This is a genomic window from Rathayibacter sp. AY1H2, assembly GCF_002931985.1.
GTDB lineage: Bacteria > Actinomycetota > Actinomycetes > Actinomycetales > Microbacteriaceae > Rathayibacter.
Genome location: NZ_PSUV01000006.1, coordinates 80,346 through 98,907 on the forward strand (window position 1 = coordinate 80,346; position 18,562 = coordinate 98,907).

Here is an 18,562-nt window from a genome sequence, read left to right on the forward strand (position 1 = left end):
CGCAGGAGTCAGTCCCGCGGCGGCAGCTCCCGCTTCGGGGTGTCCCGCTTCGGGGTGTCCCGCAGGTCGATGAGACCCGTGAACATCGCCCCCCGCTCGTTCGAGCGCTCGTCGCCCGAGAACAGGTTGTCCGGGGCGGAGGACCCGTGCCGGCGCGGGGTCGCGGCGGGAGCGGGCTCCCGCTCCATCTCGACGCGCTGACGCGGCAGGGCGACGAGGTCGTTCTCGTGCAGCCACGAGACGAGCCGCTCGCGCACGTAGCAGCGCAGGTCGAAGAGCGTCGGCGCGTCCTTCGCAGTGACGAGCACCCGGATCCGGACGAAGCCGCCCGTCGCGTCGGTCACCTGCAGCACGCTGGTGCGCCGATCCCAGAGGTCGGTCTCCTCGAGCATGCGGTGCAGCTCCTCGCGCATCTGCTCGGGGCTGACCCGCCAGTCCAGGTCGAGCTCGACGGCGCCGAGCAGCTCGGACCCGGTGCGGGTCCAGTTCTGGAACGGCTGGGTCGTGAAGTAGTTCGTGGGCAGCACCAGGCGGCGGTCGTCCCAGAGGTGGACGACGACGTAGGTCAGCGTGATCTCCTCGATCCGCCCCCACTCGGTCTCGACGATCACCACGTCGTCCAGGCGGATGGCGTCGCTGAAGGCGAGCTGCATCCCGGCGAAGATGTTCGTGAGGCTCGACTGCGCGGCCAGGCCCGCCACGATCGAGAGCACGCCGGCCGAGGCCAGGAGGCTCGCACCGGCCGTGCGGGCCTCGGGGAAGGTCAGCAGCGAGGCGCCGATCGCGATGACCACGACGGCAGCCACGGCGACCCTCCGGATGATCGTCATCTGCGTGCGGAGGCGGCGTGCCCGGCGGTTGTCGGCCGTGTCGGTCCGGTAGCGCTCGGCGCCCAGGTCCTCGAGGAACACGAACAGGGATCCGATCACCCACGCCGCCGCGCCGATCGTGGCGATCTGGAACACCCGCTGCACGAGACCCGGCCAGGGGTCGCCCGACACGGTGGCGGCGAGCGCGGCCCAGACCGCGATGGTCATCAGCAGCACGCGGAACGGGATGCGCAGACGCCGGATCAGCAGGCGCGCCCAGGTCTTGCGCTTGCCGACCGAGCGCAGCACGAGGGCGACGACGGCGGTCGCGACCACGGCGATCACGACCGCGATCACCACGGCGAGCGCGATCGAGCCGATCACGGGGAGGACGTCTTCGGGCACATCGGTCCTTTCTGGAGGGGAAACGGAAGCGAACGGAGATCCTGCCACGCGAACGGGGGTCGGTCCGCATTCTGCGCCGGACACCGTGCGGATGCTCAGGCGCCTGTTGGCGTCGGCGGACGGAGACGTCGACCCGGCCTGGAGCACCGTCGCCCGGGCCTTCACGCGGACGGGCATCACCCTGAGCCTGACCGCCGCCGCCGCCGATCAGGCCCGGGCCTCGGACGCGCTCGACATCGGGATCGGCTCCACGAGCGTCGGCTTCCGCGGAGTCCTGCCGCCTTTCGACCCGTCGACCGCCGCACCCTCCAGCGAGTGAGCACGGGCCGGCGCTCCCCCTGCGGGCGCTCGGAGGAGGTCGGGAACGGACACGGACCGGGAACGACGAAGCCCCGCACCTCACGAGGAGGTGCGGGGCTGGTGGTGCACCCCCTCGGACTTGAACCGAGAACCCACTGATTAAGAGTCAGTTGCTCTGCCGATTGAGCTAGAGGTGCGTTCCGGCCGGCTGATCGTGCGTGCCGAACCGAGGGATCACACTACCAGCGTCTCCCCCCGTCTCGTCAAATCGAGTGCGACGGAAAGCCCGCGGCAGCGATCGGAGGCTCCGCGGGACCCACCGGTATCGTGGTCGCGTGACCCCGCAGAGCAGTGACCAGAGCTTCGACGACGACCTCCGACTCGCCCTCCGCCTGGCGGACGCGGCCGATGCGATCTCGCGGGAGCGGTTCGGCGCGCTCGACCTCGTCGTGGACACGAAGCTCGACCGCACCCCGGTCACCGACGCCGACCGCGCCGTCGAGGAGGCGATCCGCGCGCTGCTCGCCGCCGAGCGTCCGGACGACGCGATCCTCGGCGAGGAGTTCGGCACCTCGGGCGAGGCCTCGCGGCAGTGGATCCTCGACCCGATCGACGGCACCGCCCACTTCCTCCGCGGCGTCCCGATCTGGGCGACCCTGATCGCGCTCGCGGTCGACGGCGTCCCCGTCGTCGGAGTCGTCTCCGCTCCCGCTCTCGGCACGCGCTGGTGGGCGGCCGAGGGCTCCGGCGCCTGGGCCGTCGAGCTGGAGGCCGGGGCCGAGCCGCGACCGCTGCGCGTCTCGGGGATCGACACGCTCGCCTCGGCGACCTTCAGCTACAACAGCATTCAGCAGTGGGAGGGCGCGGGCCGTCTCCCGCAGCTGCTCGAGCTCGCCGGCGCCGTCTGGCGCGACCGGGCGTACGGGGACGCGTGGCCCTACATGCTCGTCGCCGAGGGTCTCCTCGACGGTGCGGGCGAGTTCGACGTGAAGCCCTACGACCTGGCGGCCCTGGTGCCGATCGTGCAGGAGGCGGGCGGCCGCTTCACCTCCGCCGACGGGGAGGACGGGCCGTGGCACGGCAGCGCCGTCGCCACCAACGGCCTGCTGCACGACGAGGTGCTCGCGATCGTGGCGCCGCGATGAGGAGCCGGACGGCCGCGCTCGCCTCGGCGGCGCTCCTCCTGCTCCTCTCGGGCTGCTCCTCCGTCGTCGGGCCGGACGGCCCGGAGGCCGTGCGTGACGAGGGCGGCACGGTGGCGACCGCCGGCGTCACCGACGTGTTCTCGCTGCGGCGCGGCGACTGCCTGGCCGACCCGGGCGACGACCGCATCGCCGACGTGGACGTCGTCCCGTGCGCCGAGGAGCACGCACTGGAGGTCTTCCACACGTTCGCGCAGCCCGGAGACCGCTACTCCAGCCGCAACACGCTGCTCGCCCAGGCCGAGGCGGGCTGCGAGCCGGAGTTCGGCGCCGTGATGGGGATCGCCTACGGCGACTCCGCCCTCGAGTACCGCTCGCTCGTCCCCTCCGAGGTCGGCTGGCGCCACGGGGACCGCACGATCGTCTGCGCGGTCCTCGATCCGGCCGACGACTCCACCACCGGCAGCCTCTTCGGCTCCGCTCGCTGACCACGGCTCCGATCGACCCCCGTTCGGCTCATTGACACGCGCTCCGTCGGAGCGCAGGGTGAAGGGACGAACGGCAGGCGCGAGGGGGCGCGGAGACCGGCGGCTCAGGAGTCGACATGCAGGACCGGCACGACCAGGAACCCCCCGAGCGCTCGCGCACGGCCGAGCAGCACTGGGGACCGGCGGACAGCCTGTTCCCGAGGCTCCACCGGCAGAGCTCCCTGCTCGCCGCGGCGGAGGCGGTCGCGCAGGTCGACGGGCCCGGCCCGGGCGACGTCTGGTCGCGGCTCCTGCACGACTACGCCCACGCCTCCGACCGCGTCGTCTCGGTGGACGGCGACGCCGAGGCCGCCACGCTCGGCTGGCTGAAGCCGCGTGGTGTGGTCTCGCTGCTGGTCACCGAGCGGTGCGACGACGACGCCGCCGCCGAGCACCTGGTGGCCGCGCTCGCCGCGATGAACGCCGTGACCCTCTCCGTGCACGAGGCGCGAGCAGTACGCCTCCGTCCTCTGCTGGAGGTGCTGCACCGGCTCCTGCCCGATGCGTTCGCCGAGCTGCCGGTGGACCGCAGCGCCCACTACCCGGCCGGCACCGCCGTCGCCGTGCTGGCGCCCGGCATGCTCTACCGGGACTGGGCCCCGCCGCAGGCTCTCGCCGGCCCGGCGCACGACGACGACCGGCTGGCGATGCTCACCCTCTACGGGCGGATCAGACAGCTCGACGTGCGACCGTCGTGAGGGCGGCGGAGCGGAGCTCCCAGTGTGCGACGACGACCGGTGGTGGAGATGGGGGGAATCGAACCCCCGTCCATCGCTGTGATTCTGCGCCTTCTACGGGTGTAGCCGATGAGAGCGTTCTGCTCGGCCCCGACCGTTACCATCGGCGCATCGGTCGACGGGCCCAGCCCGAGTGCAAGTCCCGCGTCGCCCTCAGGCGTAACGACGCAGCAAGTCCTCTAGATGACGCCAGGATCCGGGGCGAGGACGCACCCACGGGCTGACGGACTATCTACTCTGGCTTAGGCAGCGAGAGCGAAGTCGGTGCGCTTCTGTTCGGCACCTGTGTTTTCCAGGGATCGTTGACGAGATGACCCTGGATCCTCGACCCGCTTCTCGCAGTTTCGCAGGCAATGTCGAAACCGATCATCCCCGCGAGCACTCGACGGCCCGGAGGCCGCTGGAGTGGGTCGTTCGTCGCACACTGTGGAGTTACGGGTCCTAGTCTACCTCAGCTCCGCGGGCGGTCACCCGGCGGCGGCGCAGATCGAGCAGACCCAGCACGAGCGCGAGCGCGATCAGCCCGAGGGTGACGAAGTAGCCGTTGCGGAAGGCGTCGTGGTACCGGTCCAGCCCCTCCGCCATCCCCTGCTCGCTCGCCAGGGTCGCGAAGAAGACGGCGGAGGCGCAGGCGGTGCCGACCGCGGTGCCCACGCGCTGGCCGAGCTGGCCCACGGAGCCCGCCACGCCGCCCTGCGCCGGCGGGATCTCGGCGAGGGTGAGCGTCTGGTTCGGCGACACGACGAAGCCGCCTCCGGCCCCGGCGACGAGCATCGCGGCACCCATGCCGTAGGCGGCGGTCTCGGCCGGGAGGAGCTCGGCGGCGAGCAGCACGAGCGTGAAGCCGATGACCACGAGCACGATGCCGAGCACCACCAGTGCGCGGCCGTAGCGCTGCACGAGCTTGCCGCCGTACCAGGCTGTCACCGCCGAGGTCAGCGCGAACGGGATGCTCACCATGCCGGCGAACACCGGCTCGAGGCCGAGCCCCTGCTGGAGGAAGAGCGTGGTGAGGAGGAAGGTCGCCGGGATCGCGGCGAAGTAGGAGGTCGCGACCAGGATGCCGTTGCGGTAGGAGCTGGTCCGGAAGATGCGGAAGTCGATGACGGGCGTCCGCCCCGACGCGGCGTAGTGCGCCTCCCAGCGCACGAAGACGGCGGCGGCGGCCGCGGCGAGGACCAGCCAGAACCAGCGGTAGGGCGAGTCCGAGGAGGAGCCCGTGGTCAGCAGGAACGGCAGCATGAACGCGAAGATCGCGACCGCCAGCAGGAGCAGGCCGACCGGGTCGAGGGACCGGTCTCCCTCGGGCCGCGAGCGCTTCTTCGGGATGAGCTTCCAGGCGAAGACCAGCGCGGCGACGCCCAGCGGGATGTTCATCCAGAACAGCAGGCGCCAGCCGTCCTGCTCGCCGCCGATCGCGATCAGGAGGCCGCCGAGGGTCGGGCCGAAGGCGGTCGACAGGCCGATGGTCGCGCCGAAGACCCCGAAGGCCCGGGCCCGCTCGGCGCCGGTGAACATCTGCTGCACCAGCCCGAGGACCTGGGGCATCTGGATGCCCGCGGCGACGCCCTGCAGGAAGCGCGCGACGACGAGCAGCTCGATCGACGGCGCGAGCGCGCAGAGCAGGCTCGTCACCGTGAACGCGGTCAGCCCGATGAGGAACAGCAGGCGGCGCGAGCGGATGTCGCCCAGCCGACCGGCCGGCACGAGCGCCAGTCCGAAGGCGAGCGCGTAGCCCGCGACGATCAGCTGCAGCTGGCTCGCGTCCGCTCCGAGCGAGCGCTCGATCGACGGCAGGCCGACGTTGACCTTGGAGAGGTCGAGGATCGTGATGGCCGCGACTCCGACGCTCACCGCGAAGGCGCGCCACCGCGTCTTCTCGTCGGCGGCGCTCAGGGCGGCGGGGGCGCTGTTCTCGGGGGAGGTCACGCGCCCCAGTCTCCCAAAGCACGGGGCGCGAAGAAGAGGCTTGCGCGGCACCCGTCGGACAGTGCCCGCCGGGGCCTACTCGCCGAGGCGGCGGCGGGTCGACATCGCACGGTCCGCCTCGCGGCGGTCCTGGCGCTCTCGGAGGACCTGGCGCTTGTCGTAGTCCTTCTTGCCCTTGGCCACGGCCAGCTCGACCTTGGCCTTGCCGTCGCTGAAGTACAGCGAGAGCGGGATCAGTGTGTACCCGCCCTCCTTCACCTTGTTGTGGATCTTGAGGATCTGCGCCTTGTGCAGCAGCAGCTTGCGCTTGCGGCGCGGCGGGTGGTTCGTCCAGGTGCCCTGCGCCCACTCGTTGATGTGGACGGCGTCGAGCCACGCCTCTCCCCCGTCGACGAAGGCGTAGCCGTCGACCAGCGAGGCTCGGCCGGCCCGGAGGGACTTCACCTCGGTGCCGGTGAGCACGAGGCCCGCCTCGTAGGTGTCCTCGATGAGGTAGTCGTGGCGCGCCTTGCGGTTGGTCGCGACGACCTTCTGTCCCTGTTCTCTGGGCACGGCTGCTCCTCGGGTCGCGAGCGGATGAAGGGGGCGGGCATCGTCGGGGCGATGCACCGGTGGGCCGCCCCGAACGGGACAGCCCACCAGTATACGTCCGGTCCGGGATCAGACCCGCAGGTACCGCGCGATCGCGACGTTCGCCGAGACGGCGGCCAGGACGATGCCGACCACGATCAGGATCGGCACGACGATCAGAGCGTCGTCGAGTCCCACGAAGGAGGTCAGCGGGATCCGGTACGCCAGGAACCCCTGCACGAAGACCTGCACGATGGCGACCACCGCGACTCCCGCGAGGATCGAGCCGACCAGCGCGGCGAAGACCCCCTCGAGGATGAACGGGGTCTGGATGAACCGGCTCGAGGCCCCCACGAGCCGCATGATGCCCAGCTCCCGTCTCCGCGAGAACGCCGAGAGGCGGATCGTGGTGGCGATGAGCAGCACGGCCGCGACGAGCATCAGGACGGCGATGCCGATCGCTGTGTAGCTCGCCGCGTTGAGGATCGAGAAGATCTGGTCGAGGTACTGCCGCTGGTCGGTGACGCTCTCGACTCCCGAGACGCTCGACAGGCTCTCCACGATGACGTCCGACTGGGTCGGGTCCTTCAGATTGATCCAGAAGGTCTGGTTGAGCAGGTCGGGAGTGACGTACTCGGCGACCGGGTTGCCCGCGAACTGCTCCTGGAAGTTCGCGTAGGCCTGGTCGTGGTCCTCGAAGTAGGAGCGGTCGATGTACGGCGCGAGCGTGGCGCCCTCGAGCTGGCCCTGCACCGCGTCGATCTGCTCGGCGGTGGCGTCGGAGCCGCTGCAGTTCGAGCCGCCGGAGGTGGCGGTGCACATGTACACCGCGACCTGCGCCTTGTCGTACCAGAAGTTCTTCATCTGGCCGATCTGCATCTGGAGCAGGATCGCCGTGCCGACGAAGGTGAGGGAGATGAAGGTCACCAGGATCACCGAGACGACCATGGAGACGTTGCGCCGGAGGCCGCTGGCGACCTCCGACCAGATCAGTGCGAATCTCACTTGACGGGTCCTACGTTCTGCTGGTCGTCGCCGGTCTCGTCGCCCTCGCCCGCGTGGGCGCGGAGGCCGAGGCGCGCGGCGAGCGACTCCTCGGGCAGGGCGCCGGTGTCGGCGGGGAGGAAGATCGGACCGGTCTGGCTCTGCAGCTCGACGACGCGCGGGGCGGCGGCGGGCTCCGGCTCGCGCTCCGGCTCGACGGCGGCGGAGCGGCGGCCCTCGGGGACGCGGGGCTGGGCGGCGGTCTGCGAGAGGCGGGCCGGCTCGGGCGGCGGGGCCGGGGCCTCCTGGCGCAGGTCGATCTCGGGGACCTCGGCGGGCGCGAGCTCGCTGTCGATGATCGCCGGGGGCGCGGGCTGCTCGGCGACCGCGTGGTCGTCGGCCGCCACGACCACGACGCCGTCGTGGACGACGGTGATGCTCTCGGTCTGGCCGTAGCCGCCCTGGCTCTCGTCGCGGACGATGCTGCCGGCCGAGAGCTCGATGACGCGGCGCTTCATCTGGTCGACGATGCCGGCCTCGTGGGTCGCCATGATCACGGTCGTGCCGCCCGCGTTGATCCGCTCGAGCAGCGCCATGATGCCGGCGCTCGTGGTCGGGTCGAGGTTGCCCGTGGGCTCGTCGGCCAGCAGGACGGCCGGCTTGTTGACCACGGCGCGGGCGATCGCCACGCGCTGCTGCTCGCCGCCGGAGAGCTCGTGGGGCAGGCGCGAAGCCTTGCCCGCGAGGCCCACCATCTTGAGCGTGTCCGGGACGGCCTCCTGGATGTAGCCCTTCGACTTGCCGATCACCTGGAGGCTGAACGCGACGTTGTCGAAGACCGACTTGTTCGGCAGCAGCCGGAAGTCCTGGAACACGACGCCCATGTTGCGGCGGAAGTACGGGACCTTGCGGCTCGAGATCTTGCCGAGGTTCTGCCCGAGCACGTGGATCGACCCGGAGGAGGGGCGCTCCTCCTTGAGGATCAGGCGGAGGCAGCTCGACTTGCCGGAGCCGGAGGCGCCGACGAGGAAGACGAACTCGCCCCGGAGGATCTCGAGATCGATGGCGTTGAGGGCGGGTCTCGTGCCGCCCCGATACTGCTTGGAGACGTTGTCGAAGCGAATCATGTCGGTACGAGGGTAAGCGACGATCCCGAAGAGTCCGCCGAGGGGGCGCGCGGCGCGTCGGTGGGGACGCGCCCGAGCCGCGCTAGGAGGACTTCCGCCAGCGGATCCCGGCGGCGATGAAGCCGTCCAGATCGCCGTCGAACACGTGCGAGGGGTTGCCGACCTCGTGGTCGGTGCGCAGGTCCTTCACCATCTGGTACGGAGCGAGGACGTAGCTGCGCATCTGGTCGCCCCAGCTCGCGGTGATGGTGCCGGCGAGCTCCTTCTTGGTGGCCGCCTCCTGCTCCTTCTGCAGCAGCAGGAGCCGCGACTGGAGCACGCGCATCGCCGCGGCGCGGTTCTGGATCTGGCTCTTCTCGTTCTGCATCGACACGACGGTGCCGGTGGGCAGGTGGGTGAGGCGCACCGCGGAGTCGGTGGTGTTCACCGACTGGCCGCCGGGGCCGGAGGAGCGGAAGACGTCCACGCGGATGTCGTTGTCCGGGATCTCGATCGCCCCGGCCTCCTCCATCAGCGGGATGACCTCGACCGCGGCGAAGGAGGTCTGGCGCTTGCCCGCGGCGCCGAAGGGGCTCATCCGCACGAGGCGGTGGGTTCCGGCCTCGACCGAGAGCGTGCCGAAGGCGTAAGGGGCGTCGATCTGGAAGGTGGCCGACTTGATGCCCGCCTCCTCCGCGTAGCTGGCGTCCATGACGGTCGCCGCGTACTTGTGCTTCTCGGCCCAGCGGAGGTACATGCGCATGAGCATCTCGGCGAAGTCGGAGGCGTCGACGCCGCCCGCTCCCGCGCGGATGGTGACCACGGCGGGGCGGTCGTCGTACTCGCCGTCGAGCAGGGTCTGCACCTCGAGCTCGCCCATGACCTTCTGGAGGGAGGAGAGCTCGGCGATCGCCTCCTGCTCGGACTCGGCGTCCTCGGCCTCGTTCGCCATCTCGACGAGCACCTCGAGGTCGTCCAGGCGCCGGTCGATCGCGGTGATCCGCGCGAGCTCGGACTGGCGGTGGCTGAGGGCGCTGGTCACCTTCTGCGCGTTGGCCGTGTCGTCCCACAGGTCGGGGGCGCCGGCCTGCTCGCTGAGCTCGGCGATCTTCGAGCGGAGGCCGTCCACGTCGATGACGGCGCGGATGTCGGCGAAGGTGGAGCGGAGAGCAGTGATCTGCTCGGTGAAGTCGTTGTCCAGCATGGTGCGTCCAGACTACCGGGGGCCGGGGGCCGCCCTCCGGCCCGGGCGTACCCTGGGGACGGTGACCAGCACCGCTCCGCGCCCCTTCCCCGTCGGGCCGCTGCTGCTGTCGACCTTCCTCCCCACCCTCCTCTTCTCCATCGGCGAGGGGGCGATCATCCCCCTCCTGCCGGCAGCGGCCGGCGACCTCGGCGCGACGCTGGCCCTGGCGGGCCTCGTGGCGGGGATGATCATGATCGGCGAGCTGGCGGGCGACATCCCCAGCGGCTGGATCGTCTCGCGGATCGGCGAGCGCGGCGCGATGCTCGGAGCCTCGGCCGCGTCGATCCTCGGGCTCGTGGTGTGCCTGCTCTCGACGTCATGGGTCGGGCTGACGATCGGCGTCTTCGTGATCGGCCTCGCGACCGCGGTCTTCGCGCTGGCGCGGCACGCGTTCATGACGTCGTTCGTCCCGATCACGCACCGCGCCCGCGCGCTCAGCGCCCTCGCCGGGGCGTTCCGCGCCGGCTGGCTGATCGGCCCGTTCCTGGCGGCCGGGGTGGTGCACCTCACCGGCTCCGTCGAGTCCGTCTTCTGGGTGCACATCGTCTGCTGCGTGGCGGCGGTCGTGGTCCTGCTGCTCGTGCCCGACCCCGCGACGGTGCTGCGGCGGGCGCAGGCCGCGGCCGACCGCGCCGCTCCGGGGGACGTGGTCGCCGCGGAGGCGTCGGCGACCGTCCCGGAGTCGCCGCAGTCGCTGCTCGGGACGCTGCGCGAGCACCGCGGGGTCCTCGCTCGGATGGGGACCGGCGCCGCCGTGATCGGGGCGCTGCGGGCGAGCCGGACGCTGATCCTCCCCCTCTGGGCGGTGAGCATCGGGCTCGCCGAGACCGACACCGCGATCATCATCGGCATCGCCGGCGCGCTCGACTTCGCCCTCTTCTACGCCGGCGGCCAGCTGATGGACCGCTTCGGCCGGGGCGCCACCGCGATCCCCTCGATGATCGGCCTCGGGCTCGGCCACCTCGCCCTCGCCGCCTCGGTGCTCGCCCTCGATCCGGTGCCCTGGTTCGTCGCCGTGGCCTGCGTGCTCGCGGCCGCGAACGGCATCGGCTCCGGGATCCTGATGACCATCGGCGCCGATCTCGCGCCCCCCGCCGATCCGGCCCCGTTCCTCGGCGCGTTCCGCTTCACCGGCGACGCGGGCAACGCCGCCGCCCCGATCGTCGTGTCGGCGCTCACCGCCCTGATCTCCCTCCCCTTCGCCGCCGTCGTGATGGGGGTGCTCGGTCTGGGCGGAGCGGGGGCGCTCGCCCGCTGGATCCCGCGGTACCTCCCCCGGGCGGCCTCCCGCGGCTGAGGCGCGGGGCCCTCCTCCTACACTGGAGCCCGCACGCGGGAGTGGTGGAATGGCAGACACGCAGGATTTAGGTTCCTGTGCCGAGAGGCGTGAGGGTTCGAGTCCCTCCTTCCGCACGGGATCGGCCGGTACGCTGAGCGCGCTCGCGTGACCGCCGACCGGCCACCGGCCCCCGTCGACTGGAGATCCGTTGAATCACGCCGCCCTCGTCCCCTGGCTCGATCCGGAGACGATCCTGACCTCGTTCGGCCCCTGGGGCGTGCTCGTGGTCTGCCTCATCGTGTTCGCCGAGACCGGACTGCTGATCGGCTTCCTCTTCCCGGGCGACACGCTGCTGATCATCACGGGCCTGCTGGCGCACGAGAACGCGTCGAACGGCGGCCTCGGCGTCCCGATCTGGGTCATCTGCCTGGCCGTCGGGTTCTCGGCCTTCGTCGGCGGCGAGGTCGGCTACCTGATCGGGCACAAGGCCGGCCCGCGCATCTTCGAGCGCAAGGAGTCCGGCTTCTTCAGCATCGAGAACGTGAAGCGGACCAACGCGTTCTTCGAGCGCTTCGGCGGCCTCGCCGTGATCCTCGCGCGCTTCGTGCCGATCGTCCGCACCTTCGCGCCGATCGCGGCCGGCGTGGCTCACATGAACTACCGCAAGTACAGCCTCTACAACCTCATCGGCGCCCTGATCTGGGGCAGCGGGGTCACCCTGATCGGATGGCTGCTCGCCTTCATCCCGCCGGTCGCCGACTTCGTCTCGCACTACATCGACGTGATCCTGATCGGCGCGGTCGTGCTCGCGCTGGTGCCGACGCTGTTCCACTTCTTCCAGCAGCAGCGCAAGGCGAAGCTCGCCGCCGACCCCGAGACCGACTCGACCGAGTCGGCCGCCTACGTGCTCGACGCCGACACCCTGGACGACAAGCACCCGAAGTCCTGACTTCCGCCTCCGGGGGACGCCACTCCGGCACGCGGCACGCCGACAGGCGTGCACCGGAGCGGCATCCCGCGGTGGGAACCCGCCGGGGTCAGAGCCGGGCGGACAGGGCGGCGAGCTCGGCGCGCAGCGCGGTGAAGGCGCGGGCGCGGTGGCTCCGGGCGTTCTTCTGCTCGGGAGCGAGCTCGGCCGCCGTGAGCGCCCCGGCCTCGGGGACGAACACCGGGTCGTAGCCGTGGCCGTTCGCGCCGCGCGGGGCCGTCGCGATCGCGCCGTCCCAGCGGCCCTCGACCACCGTCTCCTGACCGCCGGGGAGCACGGAGTCCGGCACCACGAGGGCGATGGTGCAGCTGAAGTGCGCACCGCGGTGCTCCGCCTTCACGTCGTGCAGCTGCGCCAGGAGGAGCTCGAGGTTGGCCGTCGCGTCGTGCGCGCGTCCCGACCAGCGGGCCGAGAAGATGCCCGGCGCGCCGCCGAGGACGTCGACGCAGATCCCGGAGTCGTCCGCGAGCGCCACGAGGCCGGTGTGCGCCGCCGCCGCGCGCGCCTTGATCAGCGCGTTCTCGGCGAAGCTCACGCCGTCCTCGACGGGCTCGGGTCCGTCGTAGCCGCGGACGCCGACTCCGGGGAGCGTGCCGGCCAGCATGGCGCGGAACTCCTCCACCTTGCCCGCGTTGTGCGTGGCGAGGACGAGGTCCAGGCTCACGCTCCGGGCTCCGCGGCGAGCGCTTCGGCCTGGATGCGGGCGAGGTCGGAGGCACCGGCGACCGCGAGGTCGAGCAGGGCGTCGAGCTCGCGGCGGTCGAACGGGGCCCCCTCGGCGGTGCCCTGCACCTCGACGAACAGGCCGCGTCCCGTGACGACGACGTTCATGTCGGTCTCGGCGCGCGCGTCCTCGACGTAGGCCAGGTCGAGCATCGGCACGCCGTCGATGATGCCGACGGACACCGCCGAGAGGCTGTCGATCAGCGGCTGCGCCTTCTGCCCCACGTACTTCTTGCCCCGCGCCCACTCGATCGCGTCGGCCATCGCCACGTAGGCGCCGGTGATCGCCGCGGTGCGGGTGCCGCCGTCGGCCTGGAGGACGTCGCAGTCGATGACGAGGGTGTTCTCGCCGAGCGCCTTCGTGTCGACCACCGCGCGCAGGCTCCGGCCGATCAGCCGGGAGATCTCGTGCGTGCGCCCGCCGACCTTCCCCTTGACCGACTCGCGGTCCATGCGGGAGTTGGTGGAGCGGGGCAGCATCGCGTACTCGGCGGTGACCCAGCCCTTGCCCTTGCCCTGCAGCCAGCGCGGCACGCCGTTCGTGAAGGAGGCGGTGCAGAGCACCCTGGTGTTCCCGAACGAGACGAGCGCGGAGCCCTCGGCCTGGGTGCTCCAGCCGCGCTCGATCGTCACGGTGCGCAGCTCGTCGGGCGCCCGCCCGTCCTTGCGCGCGGCCTTCGATGCGGTGCTGTCGGTCACTCGGGTCTCCCTCGATCGTGCGGGAGCGCGGCCCGGTCGAGCTCGCGCAGGTTGATGGTGCCGGTCTCGACGAGGTCGACGCTCGAGACCTCCGGACCGAGGAAGCGGCGGGCGAGGCGGACGAAGTCGCTCGAGCCCGTCTCCTCCCACCGGTAGGTCGGAGGAGCGGCGGAGGTGCGCTGCAGGCCGTGCGCCACGAGGGTCCGGTAGACGTCGAGCGCGGTCTCCTCGGCGCTCGAGACGAGGCGGACGTCCGGCCCCATCACGTAGGCGATGGCACCGCGCAGCAGCGGGTAGTGCGTGCAGCCGAGGACGAGCGTGTCGACCCCCGCGGCCTTGAGCGGCGCGAGGTACTCCTCCGCCACCGCGAGCAGCTCGTCGCTCCAGGTGACGCCCGCCTCGACGAACTCGACGAAGCGCGGGCAGGCGGCGGTGAACAGCTGCAGGTCGGGCGCGGCGACGAAGGCGTCGTCGTAGGCGCGGGAGCGGATCGTCCCGACCGTGCCGATCACGCCGACGCGGCGGTTGCGGGTGTCGCGGACAGCGCTGCGGACGGCGGGCTGGATGACCTCGATCACCGGGATGCCGCGGCCGAGCGTGTAGCGCTCGCGGGCGTCGCGCATCATCGCGGCCGAGGCGGTGTTGCAGGCGATGACGAGCAGCTTGGCGCCCTGGTCGACCAGCGTGTCGAGGGTGTCGAGGGCGTAGGCGCGGACGTCGGCGAGCTGCTTGGGCCCGTAGGGCGAGTGCGCGGTGTCGCCGAGGTAGACGATCGACTCGTTCTGCAGCTGGTCGATCACGGAGCGGGCGACGGTGAGCCCGCCGACTCCGGAGTCGAAGATGCCCAGCGGTGCGTCCGTCACGGAGGAACAGCCTACCCGCGCCCTGCGGCCCGGTCCCGGCCGCACGCCGTTCCCGGGCCCGGCGGCGTGCGCAAGCCCCGGCACCCGCGCCTGGGCCGCGCGGGGGCGGCCGTGGAACACTGAGCGGATGGACTCCACGGCCTTCCTCACCGACCGGTACGAGCTCACGATGGTCGAGGGCGCCCTCGGCAGCGGCACCGCCGACCGCCGCTGCATGTTCGAGGTGTTCGCCCGGAGCCTCCCGCCCGGACGCCGCTACGGCGTGCTCGCGGGCACCGGCCGGCTCCTCGAGCTGATCTCGCGCTTCCGCTTCGGCGACGACGAGCTGTCCTGGCTCCGCGAGAACCGCGTCGTCGACTCCCGCACGCTGGACTGGCTCGCCGACTACCGCTTCCGGGGCGACGTCTGGGGCTACCGCGAGGGCGAGGTCTACCTCCCGGGCTCCCCCGTGCTCATCGTCGAGGCGCCCTTCGCCGACGGCGTGCTGCTGGAGACCCTGGTGCTCAGCGTCCTCAACCACGACAGCGCCGTGGCGAGCGCCGCCGCGCGGATGGTCTCGGCCGCCGACGGGCGACCGGTCGCCGAGATGGGCTCGCGCCGCGCCGGTGAGCGGTCCGCCGTCGCCGCGGCTCGCGCCGCCTACATCGCCGGATTCGGCGCCTCCTCGAACCTGGAGGCGGGCCGCAGCTTCGGCGTGCCCACGATGGGCACCTCCGCGCACTCCTTCACGCTCCTCCACGACTCGGAGGAGGAGGCCTTCCGCGCGCAGGTCGCCGCGCTCGGCCCCGGCACGACCCTCCTGGTGGACACCTACGACGTGACGGCCGCCGTCGACCTGGCGGTCCGCGTCGCCGGCACCGGCCTCGGCGCTGTGCGCATCGACTCCGGCGACCTCCCCCAGCAGGTGGCCGCCGTCCGGCAGCAGCTGGACGCGCTCGGCGCGACCGGCACGCGCATCACCGTCACCAACGACCTCGACGAGTACGGGATCGCCGCGCTCGCGGCCTCACCGGTCGACTCCTACGGCGTCGGCACCTCGGTGGCGACGGGCTCGGGCCACCCGACGGCGGGCATGGTCTACAAGCTGGTCGCGCACGAGGACGACGCGGGCGAGTGGGTCGCGGTGGCGAAGAAGTCGGTCTCGAAGGCGTCGATCGGCGGACGGAAGGCCGCCGGCCGTCTGCTCTCCGACGACGGGATCGCCGAGGCCGAGGTCGTGCACGTGGGCGCCGGCCCCGAGGGCGCCGTCGGCGAGGGCGAGCGGGCGCTGCTCGTCCCCCTGATCGAGGACGGGACGATCCGTCCCGAGCACCTCGGCATCGAGGGAGTGGCGGCCGCCCGCGCGCACCACGCGAACGCGGTCCTCGAGCTGCCGATCGACGCGCTCCGGCTCGGCCGCGGCGAGCCCGTCATCCCGACCCGCTACGAGTGAGCGGGGCGGGAGCTCACTTCATCTTCGCGTAGATCTCCTTGCAGGCCGGGCACACCGGGAACTTCTCCGGGTCGCGGCCCGGGAGCCACTTCTTGCCGCAGAGCGCGCGGACCGGCTTGCCGGTGATGGCGCTCTCGAGGATCTTGTCCTTCGGCACGTAGTGGGAGAAGCGCTCGTGGTCGCCCGGCTCGATGGACTCCTGGTTGAGGAGCTCCTCGAGCTCGCGGTCGAGCGTGGCGGTTCCTCCGCCTCCCTCGAGGGGGTCGGTGCTGCTGTTCTGGACGCGCGGAATCATGCCGACGATCCTACGCGCGGAGCCCGGGCCCGCGGCCGTGCGCTCCGGATCGGGCGGCGCTAGTAGCGGCTGGTGAACGCGACCAGCTCGGTCGCGCGGCGCTCGAACAGCCGGCCGCCGAGGAGCACGCCGAGGGCGAAGACGACCACGGCGCTGCCGAAGCCGACGAGCACGGCGTCGCCCGCCGCCTCCGGGTCGACGAACAGGGCCCGGACGCCGAGCACCACGGCCGGAGCCGAGAGGAGCAGCCCCAGGCCGAACGCGAGGGACTGCGGACCGGCGCCGCTGGCTCCGGGGGCCTGGGGCTGCGTGAACGCGCTGTCGCCCGGGCGCGGAGCCGGATAGGCGAGCCGTGCCGAGACGGCGCAGGCGACGCCGGCGGGGACGAGCAGGAGGCAGGTGTTCACCGCGAGCACGACAGGCAGCGCATCGGGGAGCCCCGAGGTCGCGCTGCTGATCAGCGAGCCGAGCACGACGACCGGCACGCCGAGCAGGAGGGTCGGGAAGGCTCGGCCGAGCCGGTCCGACCAGCCGCGGACGCCCGCGGCCACGTGGAGCCAGAACGCCGAGCCGTCGTAGGCGACGTCGTTGTGCAGGAACCAGCCGAGGAACAGCGCGATCAGCGGGACCGGGAGCAGCGAGAGCAGCGGGAAGGGGACGCCGACGACCGCGAGCAGCAGCAGGGCCGCGACCGGCAGCACCGGCACGGCGACGAGCGACGCCTGGTAGCGCGGATCCCGGAGCCAGTAGGTGATGCTGCGCGCCGCGATCGCGCCGGTCCGGGTCGAGCCGAGGACGTCGAACCAGCCCAGCCGGAGGCCGCGCGGCGGCCGGTGCGTGCGCTCGGGGCGCTCCGTCAGCAGGCGGACGACGAGCCACCAGAGCGCGCCCGCCGCGACGAGCGTCGCCAGGGCCAGCAGGAGCGGGCCGAGCGCGTCGCCGGTCCGGGCGGCCGGGGCGATCATCCACGCCGCGCCGAACGGAGTGGCCCCCATCGCCGCGCCCCAGCGCTCGAGCACCGGGGTGTCCCCCGTGTCGACCAGCGCGGCGGCGCCGAGGGCTGCGGGACCGCCCAGCATCAGCACCAGGCCGAGGACGGCCAGCAGCTCGCGGGCGGTCCGGGAGGGGACGAGGGCGGCGGAGGCGGCGAGGCCGATCCGCGCGAACAGCGAGGCCGTCGCCACCGCGAGGAGCGGGCCGACCACGGCGAAGGCGCCTGCGCCCGGGACGAGCGGCGCGCTCGCGAGCCCGACCACCAGCAGGGCGAGCGTGGGGACCGAGACGAGGCCGGCCAGGGCGAGCGCCCCGGCGAGGCGGAGCGGCGGAAGGCCGAAGAGGCGGAACGCGCGCGGATCCATCGGGTCGAGCGGGCCGAGCAGGAAGGGCAGCACCAGGAAGCCGACGGAGACGAGGCCGCCGGCGGTCACGAGTACGCCCGCCGCCGCGTCCGAGGAGCGCAGAGCGCCGATCGCCGCGATCAGCAGGGCCGTCACCGCGACGACCACGAGCACGCCCAGGACCGCGCCGGCCGAGCGCGCGGGCCCGGAGCGGAACGCGCCCAGGAGGACGTCGATCCTCAGCCGGAGAAGTCGTGCAGCCACTGCAGCCCCTCGGCGATCTGCTTGCCGCCCGCGAGCTCGAGGAAGCGCTCCTCCAGCGTCGCGGTGCCGGCGACCTCCGCGACCGTCCCGGAGGCGAGCACGCGCCCGCCGACGATCACGGCCACGTCGTCGCAGACGCGCTCGATGAAGTCGAGCCCGTGGCTGGAGAGGACGACGGTGCCGCCGCCCTCGACGAAGCGGCGCAGCACGGTGATCACGGCGGCCGAGGAGACCGGGTCCACCGACTCGAACGGCTCGTCGAGGACCAGCACGCGCGGGGCGTGGATCATCGCCGCCGCGAGGGCGACCTTCTTCGCCATCCCCGCGGAGTAGTCCGAGATCAGGCGCTCCAGCGCGTCGGAGAGGCCGAGCGCCTCGGCCAGCTCGACCGTGCGCTGCTTCGCCGTGGCGAGGTCGATGCCGCGCAGCGCGGCGGAGTAGGCGAGGAACTGGGCGCCGGTGAGCCGGTCGAACAGCCGGAGGCGGTCGGGCAGGACCCCGATCAGCGGCTTCGCGGCCGACGGGTCCTTCCAGACGTCGACGCCGTGCACGAGGACGCGGCCGGTGTCGGGTCGCAGAAGGCCCGTCATCATCGAGAGCGTGGTGGTCTTGCCCGCGCCGTTCGGGCCGATGATCCCGTAGAAGGTCCCCGCGCGGACGGCCAGGTCGATGCGGTCGACCGCCACCGTCCTCCCGAAGGTCCGGGTCAGCTGGTGCAGCTCGAAGACGACGGGCGAGGCGCCGTCCGGATCCGCGGCACCCTCAGCGGGCTCGGCGTTCGTCACGGACGTCATCCGGCTACGGTACCAACTCGCCCGCGGGCCCCCGGCGCCCGCGCCGACACCCGGCGACACGGCGAGAGGTCAACCACCCTGGCCCCGGGGGGCGTGAACTGTACACTAGGTCTCTACCCGAGGAGTCGATCAG

Annotated in this window: 19 protein-coding genes, 2 tRNA genes and 1 other RNA gene; 8 read left to right on the forward strand and 14 right to left on the reverse strand. The window is 72.4% G+C overall.

Going from position 1 to position 18,562, the window contains the following annotated elements:
* Window positions 1-8: 8 nt before the first annotated feature.
* The gene (locus C5C29_RS06530) at window positions 9-1,214 is read right to left on the reverse strand and encodes a mechanosensitive ion channel family protein (protein ID WP_258062259.1); all 1,206 of its coding nucleotides are present in this window, start codon (window positions 1,212-1,214) and stop codon (window positions 9-11) included.
* A gap of 91 nt (window positions 1,215-1,305) precedes the next feature.
* On the opposite strand from C5C29_RS06530, the gene C5C29_RS17085 reads away from it, so the two are divergent.
* A complete protein-coding gene (locus C5C29_RS17085) occupies window positions 1,306-1,533 on the forward strand; it encodes a hypothetical protein (protein WP_181074937.1) in 228 nt (75 codons plus the stop codon).
* 102 nt (window positions 1,534-1,635) lie between these two features.
* Here the strand turns inward: C5C29_RS17085 and C5C29_RS06535 are convergent.
* A tRNA-Lys gene (locus C5C29_RS06535) sits at window positions 1,636-1,711 on the reverse strand.
* Window positions 1,712-1,849: 138 nt separating this feature from the next.
* Between C5C29_RS06535 and C5C29_RS06540 the strand changes: the two genes are divergently transcribed.
* The 3 genes from C5C29_RS06540 (at window position 1,850) to C5C29_RS06550 (ending at window position 3,881) form a co-directional block, all read left to right on the forward strand.
* Window positions 1,850-2,659 (forward strand): inositol monophosphatase family protein, encoded by an 810-nt coding sequence (locus C5C29_RS06540; protein WP_104223554.1) that lies wholly within the window; start codon window positions 1,850-1,852, stop codon window positions 2,657-2,659.
* Window positions 2,656-3,144, forward strand: coding sequence for a septum formation family protein (locus C5C29_RS06545; protein ID WP_104223555.1), 489 nt, complete (start codon window positions 2,656-2,658; stop codon window positions 3,142-3,144). Before C5C29_RS06540 ends, C5C29_RS06545 begins: the two co-directional genes overlap by 4 nt.
* A gap of 116 nt (window positions 3,145-3,260) precedes the next feature.
* Complete coding sequence (locus tag C5C29_RS06550) at window positions 3,261-3,881, forward strand: hypothetical protein (RefSeq protein ID WP_104223556.1); 621 nt, start codon at window positions 3,261-3,263, stop codon at window positions 3,879-3,881.
* A 40-nt stretch (window positions 3,882-3,921) separates the two neighbouring features.
* On the opposite strand, the gene ssrA is transcribed toward C5C29_RS06550, so the two are convergent.
* The 6 genes from ssrA to prfB all read right to left on the reverse strand — a co-directional run bounded on the left by ssrA (window position 3,922) and on the right by prfB (window position 9,713).
* Window positions 3,922-4,294: a transfer-messenger RNA gene (gene ssrA, locus C5C29_RS06555) on the reverse strand.
* A gap of 67 nt (window positions 4,295-4,361) precedes the next feature.
* Window positions 4,362-5,849, reverse strand: coding sequence for an MFS transporter (locus C5C29_RS06560; protein ID WP_104223557.1), 1,488 nt, complete (start codon window positions 5,847-5,849; stop codon window positions 4,362-4,364).
* Between the two features lie 75 nt (window positions 5,850-5,924).
* A complete protein-coding gene (gene smpB / locus C5C29_RS06565; RefSeq protein WP_104223558.1) occupies window positions 5,925-6,401 on the reverse strand; it encodes an SsrA-binding protein SmpB in 477 nt (158 codons plus the stop codon).
* Window positions 6,402-6,509: 108 nt separating this feature from the next.
* Window positions 6,510-7,424 carry a permease-like cell division protein FtsX gene (gene ftsX / locus C5C29_RS06570; protein ID WP_104308134.1) on the reverse strand — a complete coding sequence of 305 codons (915 nt, stop codon included), beginning with the start codon at window positions 7,422-7,424 and terminating at the stop codon, window positions 6,510-6,512.
* Window positions 7,421-8,530, reverse strand: a complete 1,110-nt coding sequence (gene ftsE / locus C5C29_RS06575) for a cell division ATP-binding protein FtsE (RefSeq protein WP_104223560.1) — start codon at window positions 8,528-8,530, stop codon at window positions 7,421-7,423. Before ftsE ends, ftsX begins: the two co-directional genes overlap by 4 nt.
* A gap of 82 nt (window positions 8,531-8,612) precedes the next feature.
* Entirely contained in the window at window positions 8,613-9,713 is a 1,101-nt protein-coding gene (gene prfB / locus C5C29_RS06580; RefSeq protein WP_104226967.1) for a peptide chain release factor 2, read from the reverse strand.
* A gap of 61 nt (window positions 9,714-9,774) precedes the next feature.
* On the opposite strand from prfB, the gene C5C29_RS06585 reads away from it, so the two are divergent.
* The 3 genes from C5C29_RS06585 (at window position 9,775) to C5C29_RS06595 (ending at window position 11,983) form a co-directional block, all read left to right on the forward strand.
* On the forward strand, window positions 9,775-11,052 hold the full coding sequence (locus tag C5C29_RS06585; protein WP_258069469.1) for an MFS transporter: 1,278 nt from the start codon (window positions 9,775-9,777) through the stop codon (window positions 11,050-11,052).
* A gap of 35 nt (window positions 11,053-11,087) precedes the next feature.
* Window positions 11,088-11,168 (forward strand) — tRNA-Leu (locus C5C29_RS06590).
* A gap of 74 nt (window positions 11,169-11,242) precedes the next feature.
* Window positions 11,243-11,983, forward strand: a complete 741-nt coding sequence (locus tag C5C29_RS06595) for a DedA family protein (RefSeq protein WP_104223563.1) — start codon at window positions 11,243-11,245, stop codon at window positions 11,981-11,983.
* A gap of 88 nt (window positions 11,984-12,071) precedes the next feature.
* On the opposite strand, the gene rdgB is transcribed toward C5C29_RS06595, so the two are convergent.
* From rdgB to murI, 3 genes are read right to left on the reverse strand one after another with little or no spacing between them, the layout of a single operon-like run.
* Complete coding sequence (gene rdgB, locus C5C29_RS06600; protein WP_104308136.1) at window positions 12,072-12,686, reverse strand: RdgB/HAM1 family non-canonical purine NTP pyrophosphatase; 615 nt, start codon at window positions 12,684-12,686, stop codon at window positions 12,072-12,074.
* A complete protein-coding gene (rph, locus tag C5C29_RS06605) occupies window positions 12,683-13,444 on the reverse strand; it encodes a ribonuclease PH (RefSeq protein ID WP_104308137.1) in 762 nt (253 codons plus the stop codon). The genes rdgB and rph overlap by 4 nt, the downstream gene beginning before the upstream one ends.
* Window positions 13,441-14,307: a glutamate racemase gene (murI, locus tag C5C29_RS06610; RefSeq protein WP_104308138.1), complete on the reverse strand. Its 867-nt coding sequence runs from the start codon at window positions 14,305-14,307 to the stop codon at window positions 13,441-13,443. The genes rph and murI overlap by 4 nt, the downstream gene beginning before the upstream one ends.
* A 127-nt stretch (window positions 14,308-14,434) precedes the next feature.
* On the opposite strand from murI, the gene C5C29_RS06615 reads away from it, so the two are divergent.
* Window positions 14,435-15,739 carry a nicotinate phosphoribosyltransferase gene (locus tag C5C29_RS06615; protein ID WP_104308139.1) on the forward strand — a complete coding sequence of 435 codons (1,305 nt, stop codon included), beginning with the start codon at window positions 14,435-14,437 and terminating at the stop codon, window positions 15,737-15,739.
* A gap of 13 nt (window positions 15,740-15,752) precedes the next feature.
* On the opposite strand, the gene C5C29_RS06620 is transcribed toward C5C29_RS06615, so the two are convergent.
* The 3 genes from C5C29_RS06620 to C5C29_RS06630 are packed head-to-tail and all read right to left on the reverse strand — an operon-like array spanning window position 15,753 to window position 18,429.
* Window positions 15,753-16,034 (reverse strand): DUF3039 domain-containing protein, encoded by a 282-nt coding sequence (locus C5C29_RS06620; protein ID WP_104223568.1) that lies wholly within the window; start codon window positions 16,032-16,034, stop codon window positions 15,753-15,755.
* A gap of 59 nt (window positions 16,035-16,093) precedes the next feature.
* Window positions 16,094-17,635 (reverse strand): ABC transporter permease, encoded by a 1,542-nt coding sequence (locus C5C29_RS06625; RefSeq protein WP_104308140.1) that lies wholly within the window; start codon window positions 17,633-17,635, stop codon window positions 16,094-16,096.
* On the reverse strand, window positions 17,611-18,429 hold the full coding sequence (locus tag C5C29_RS06630; RefSeq protein ID WP_104223570.1) for an ABC transporter ATP-binding protein: 819 nt from the start codon (window positions 18,427-18,429) through the stop codon (window positions 17,611-17,613). Before C5C29_RS06630 ends, C5C29_RS06625 begins: the two co-directional genes overlap by 25 nt.
* Window positions 18,430-18,562 lie beyond the last annotated feature (133 nt).

Bases quoted from the DNA above. Each gene is read 5' to 3' on its own strand.
- C5C29_RS06615 (WP_104308139.1), top strand. From the start codon at position 14,435: ATGGACTCCACGGCCTTCCTCACCGACCGGTACGAGCTCACGATGGTC.
- C5C29_RS06630 (WP_104223570.1), bottom strand. From the start codon at position 18,429: ATGACGTCCGTGACGAACGCCGAGCCCGCTGAGGGTGCCGCGGATCCG.
- C5C29_RS06545 (WP_104223555.1), top strand. From the start codon at position 2,656: ATGAGGAGCCGGACGGCCGCGCTCGCCTCGGCGGCGCTCCTCCTGCTC.
- ftsE (WP_104223560.1), bottom strand. From the start codon at position 8,530: ATGATTCGCTTCGACAACGTCTCCAAGCAGTATCGGGGCGGCACGAGA.
- C5C29_RS17085 (WP_181074937.1), top strand. From the start codon at position 1,306: ATGCTCAGGCGCCTGTTGGCGTCGGCGGACGGAGACGTCGACCCGGCC.
- C5C29_RS06550 (WP_104223556.1), top strand. From the start codon at position 3,261: ATGCAGGACCGGCACGACCAGGAACCCCCCGAGCGCTCGCGCACGGCC.
- prfB (WP_104226967.1), bottom strand. From the start codon at position 9,713: ATGCTGGACAACGACTTCACCGAGCAGATCACTGCTCTCCGCTCCACC.
- C5C29_RS06620 (WP_104223568.1), bottom strand. From the start codon at position 16,034: ATGATTCCGCGCGTCCAGAACAGCAGCACCGACCCCCTCGAGGGAGGC.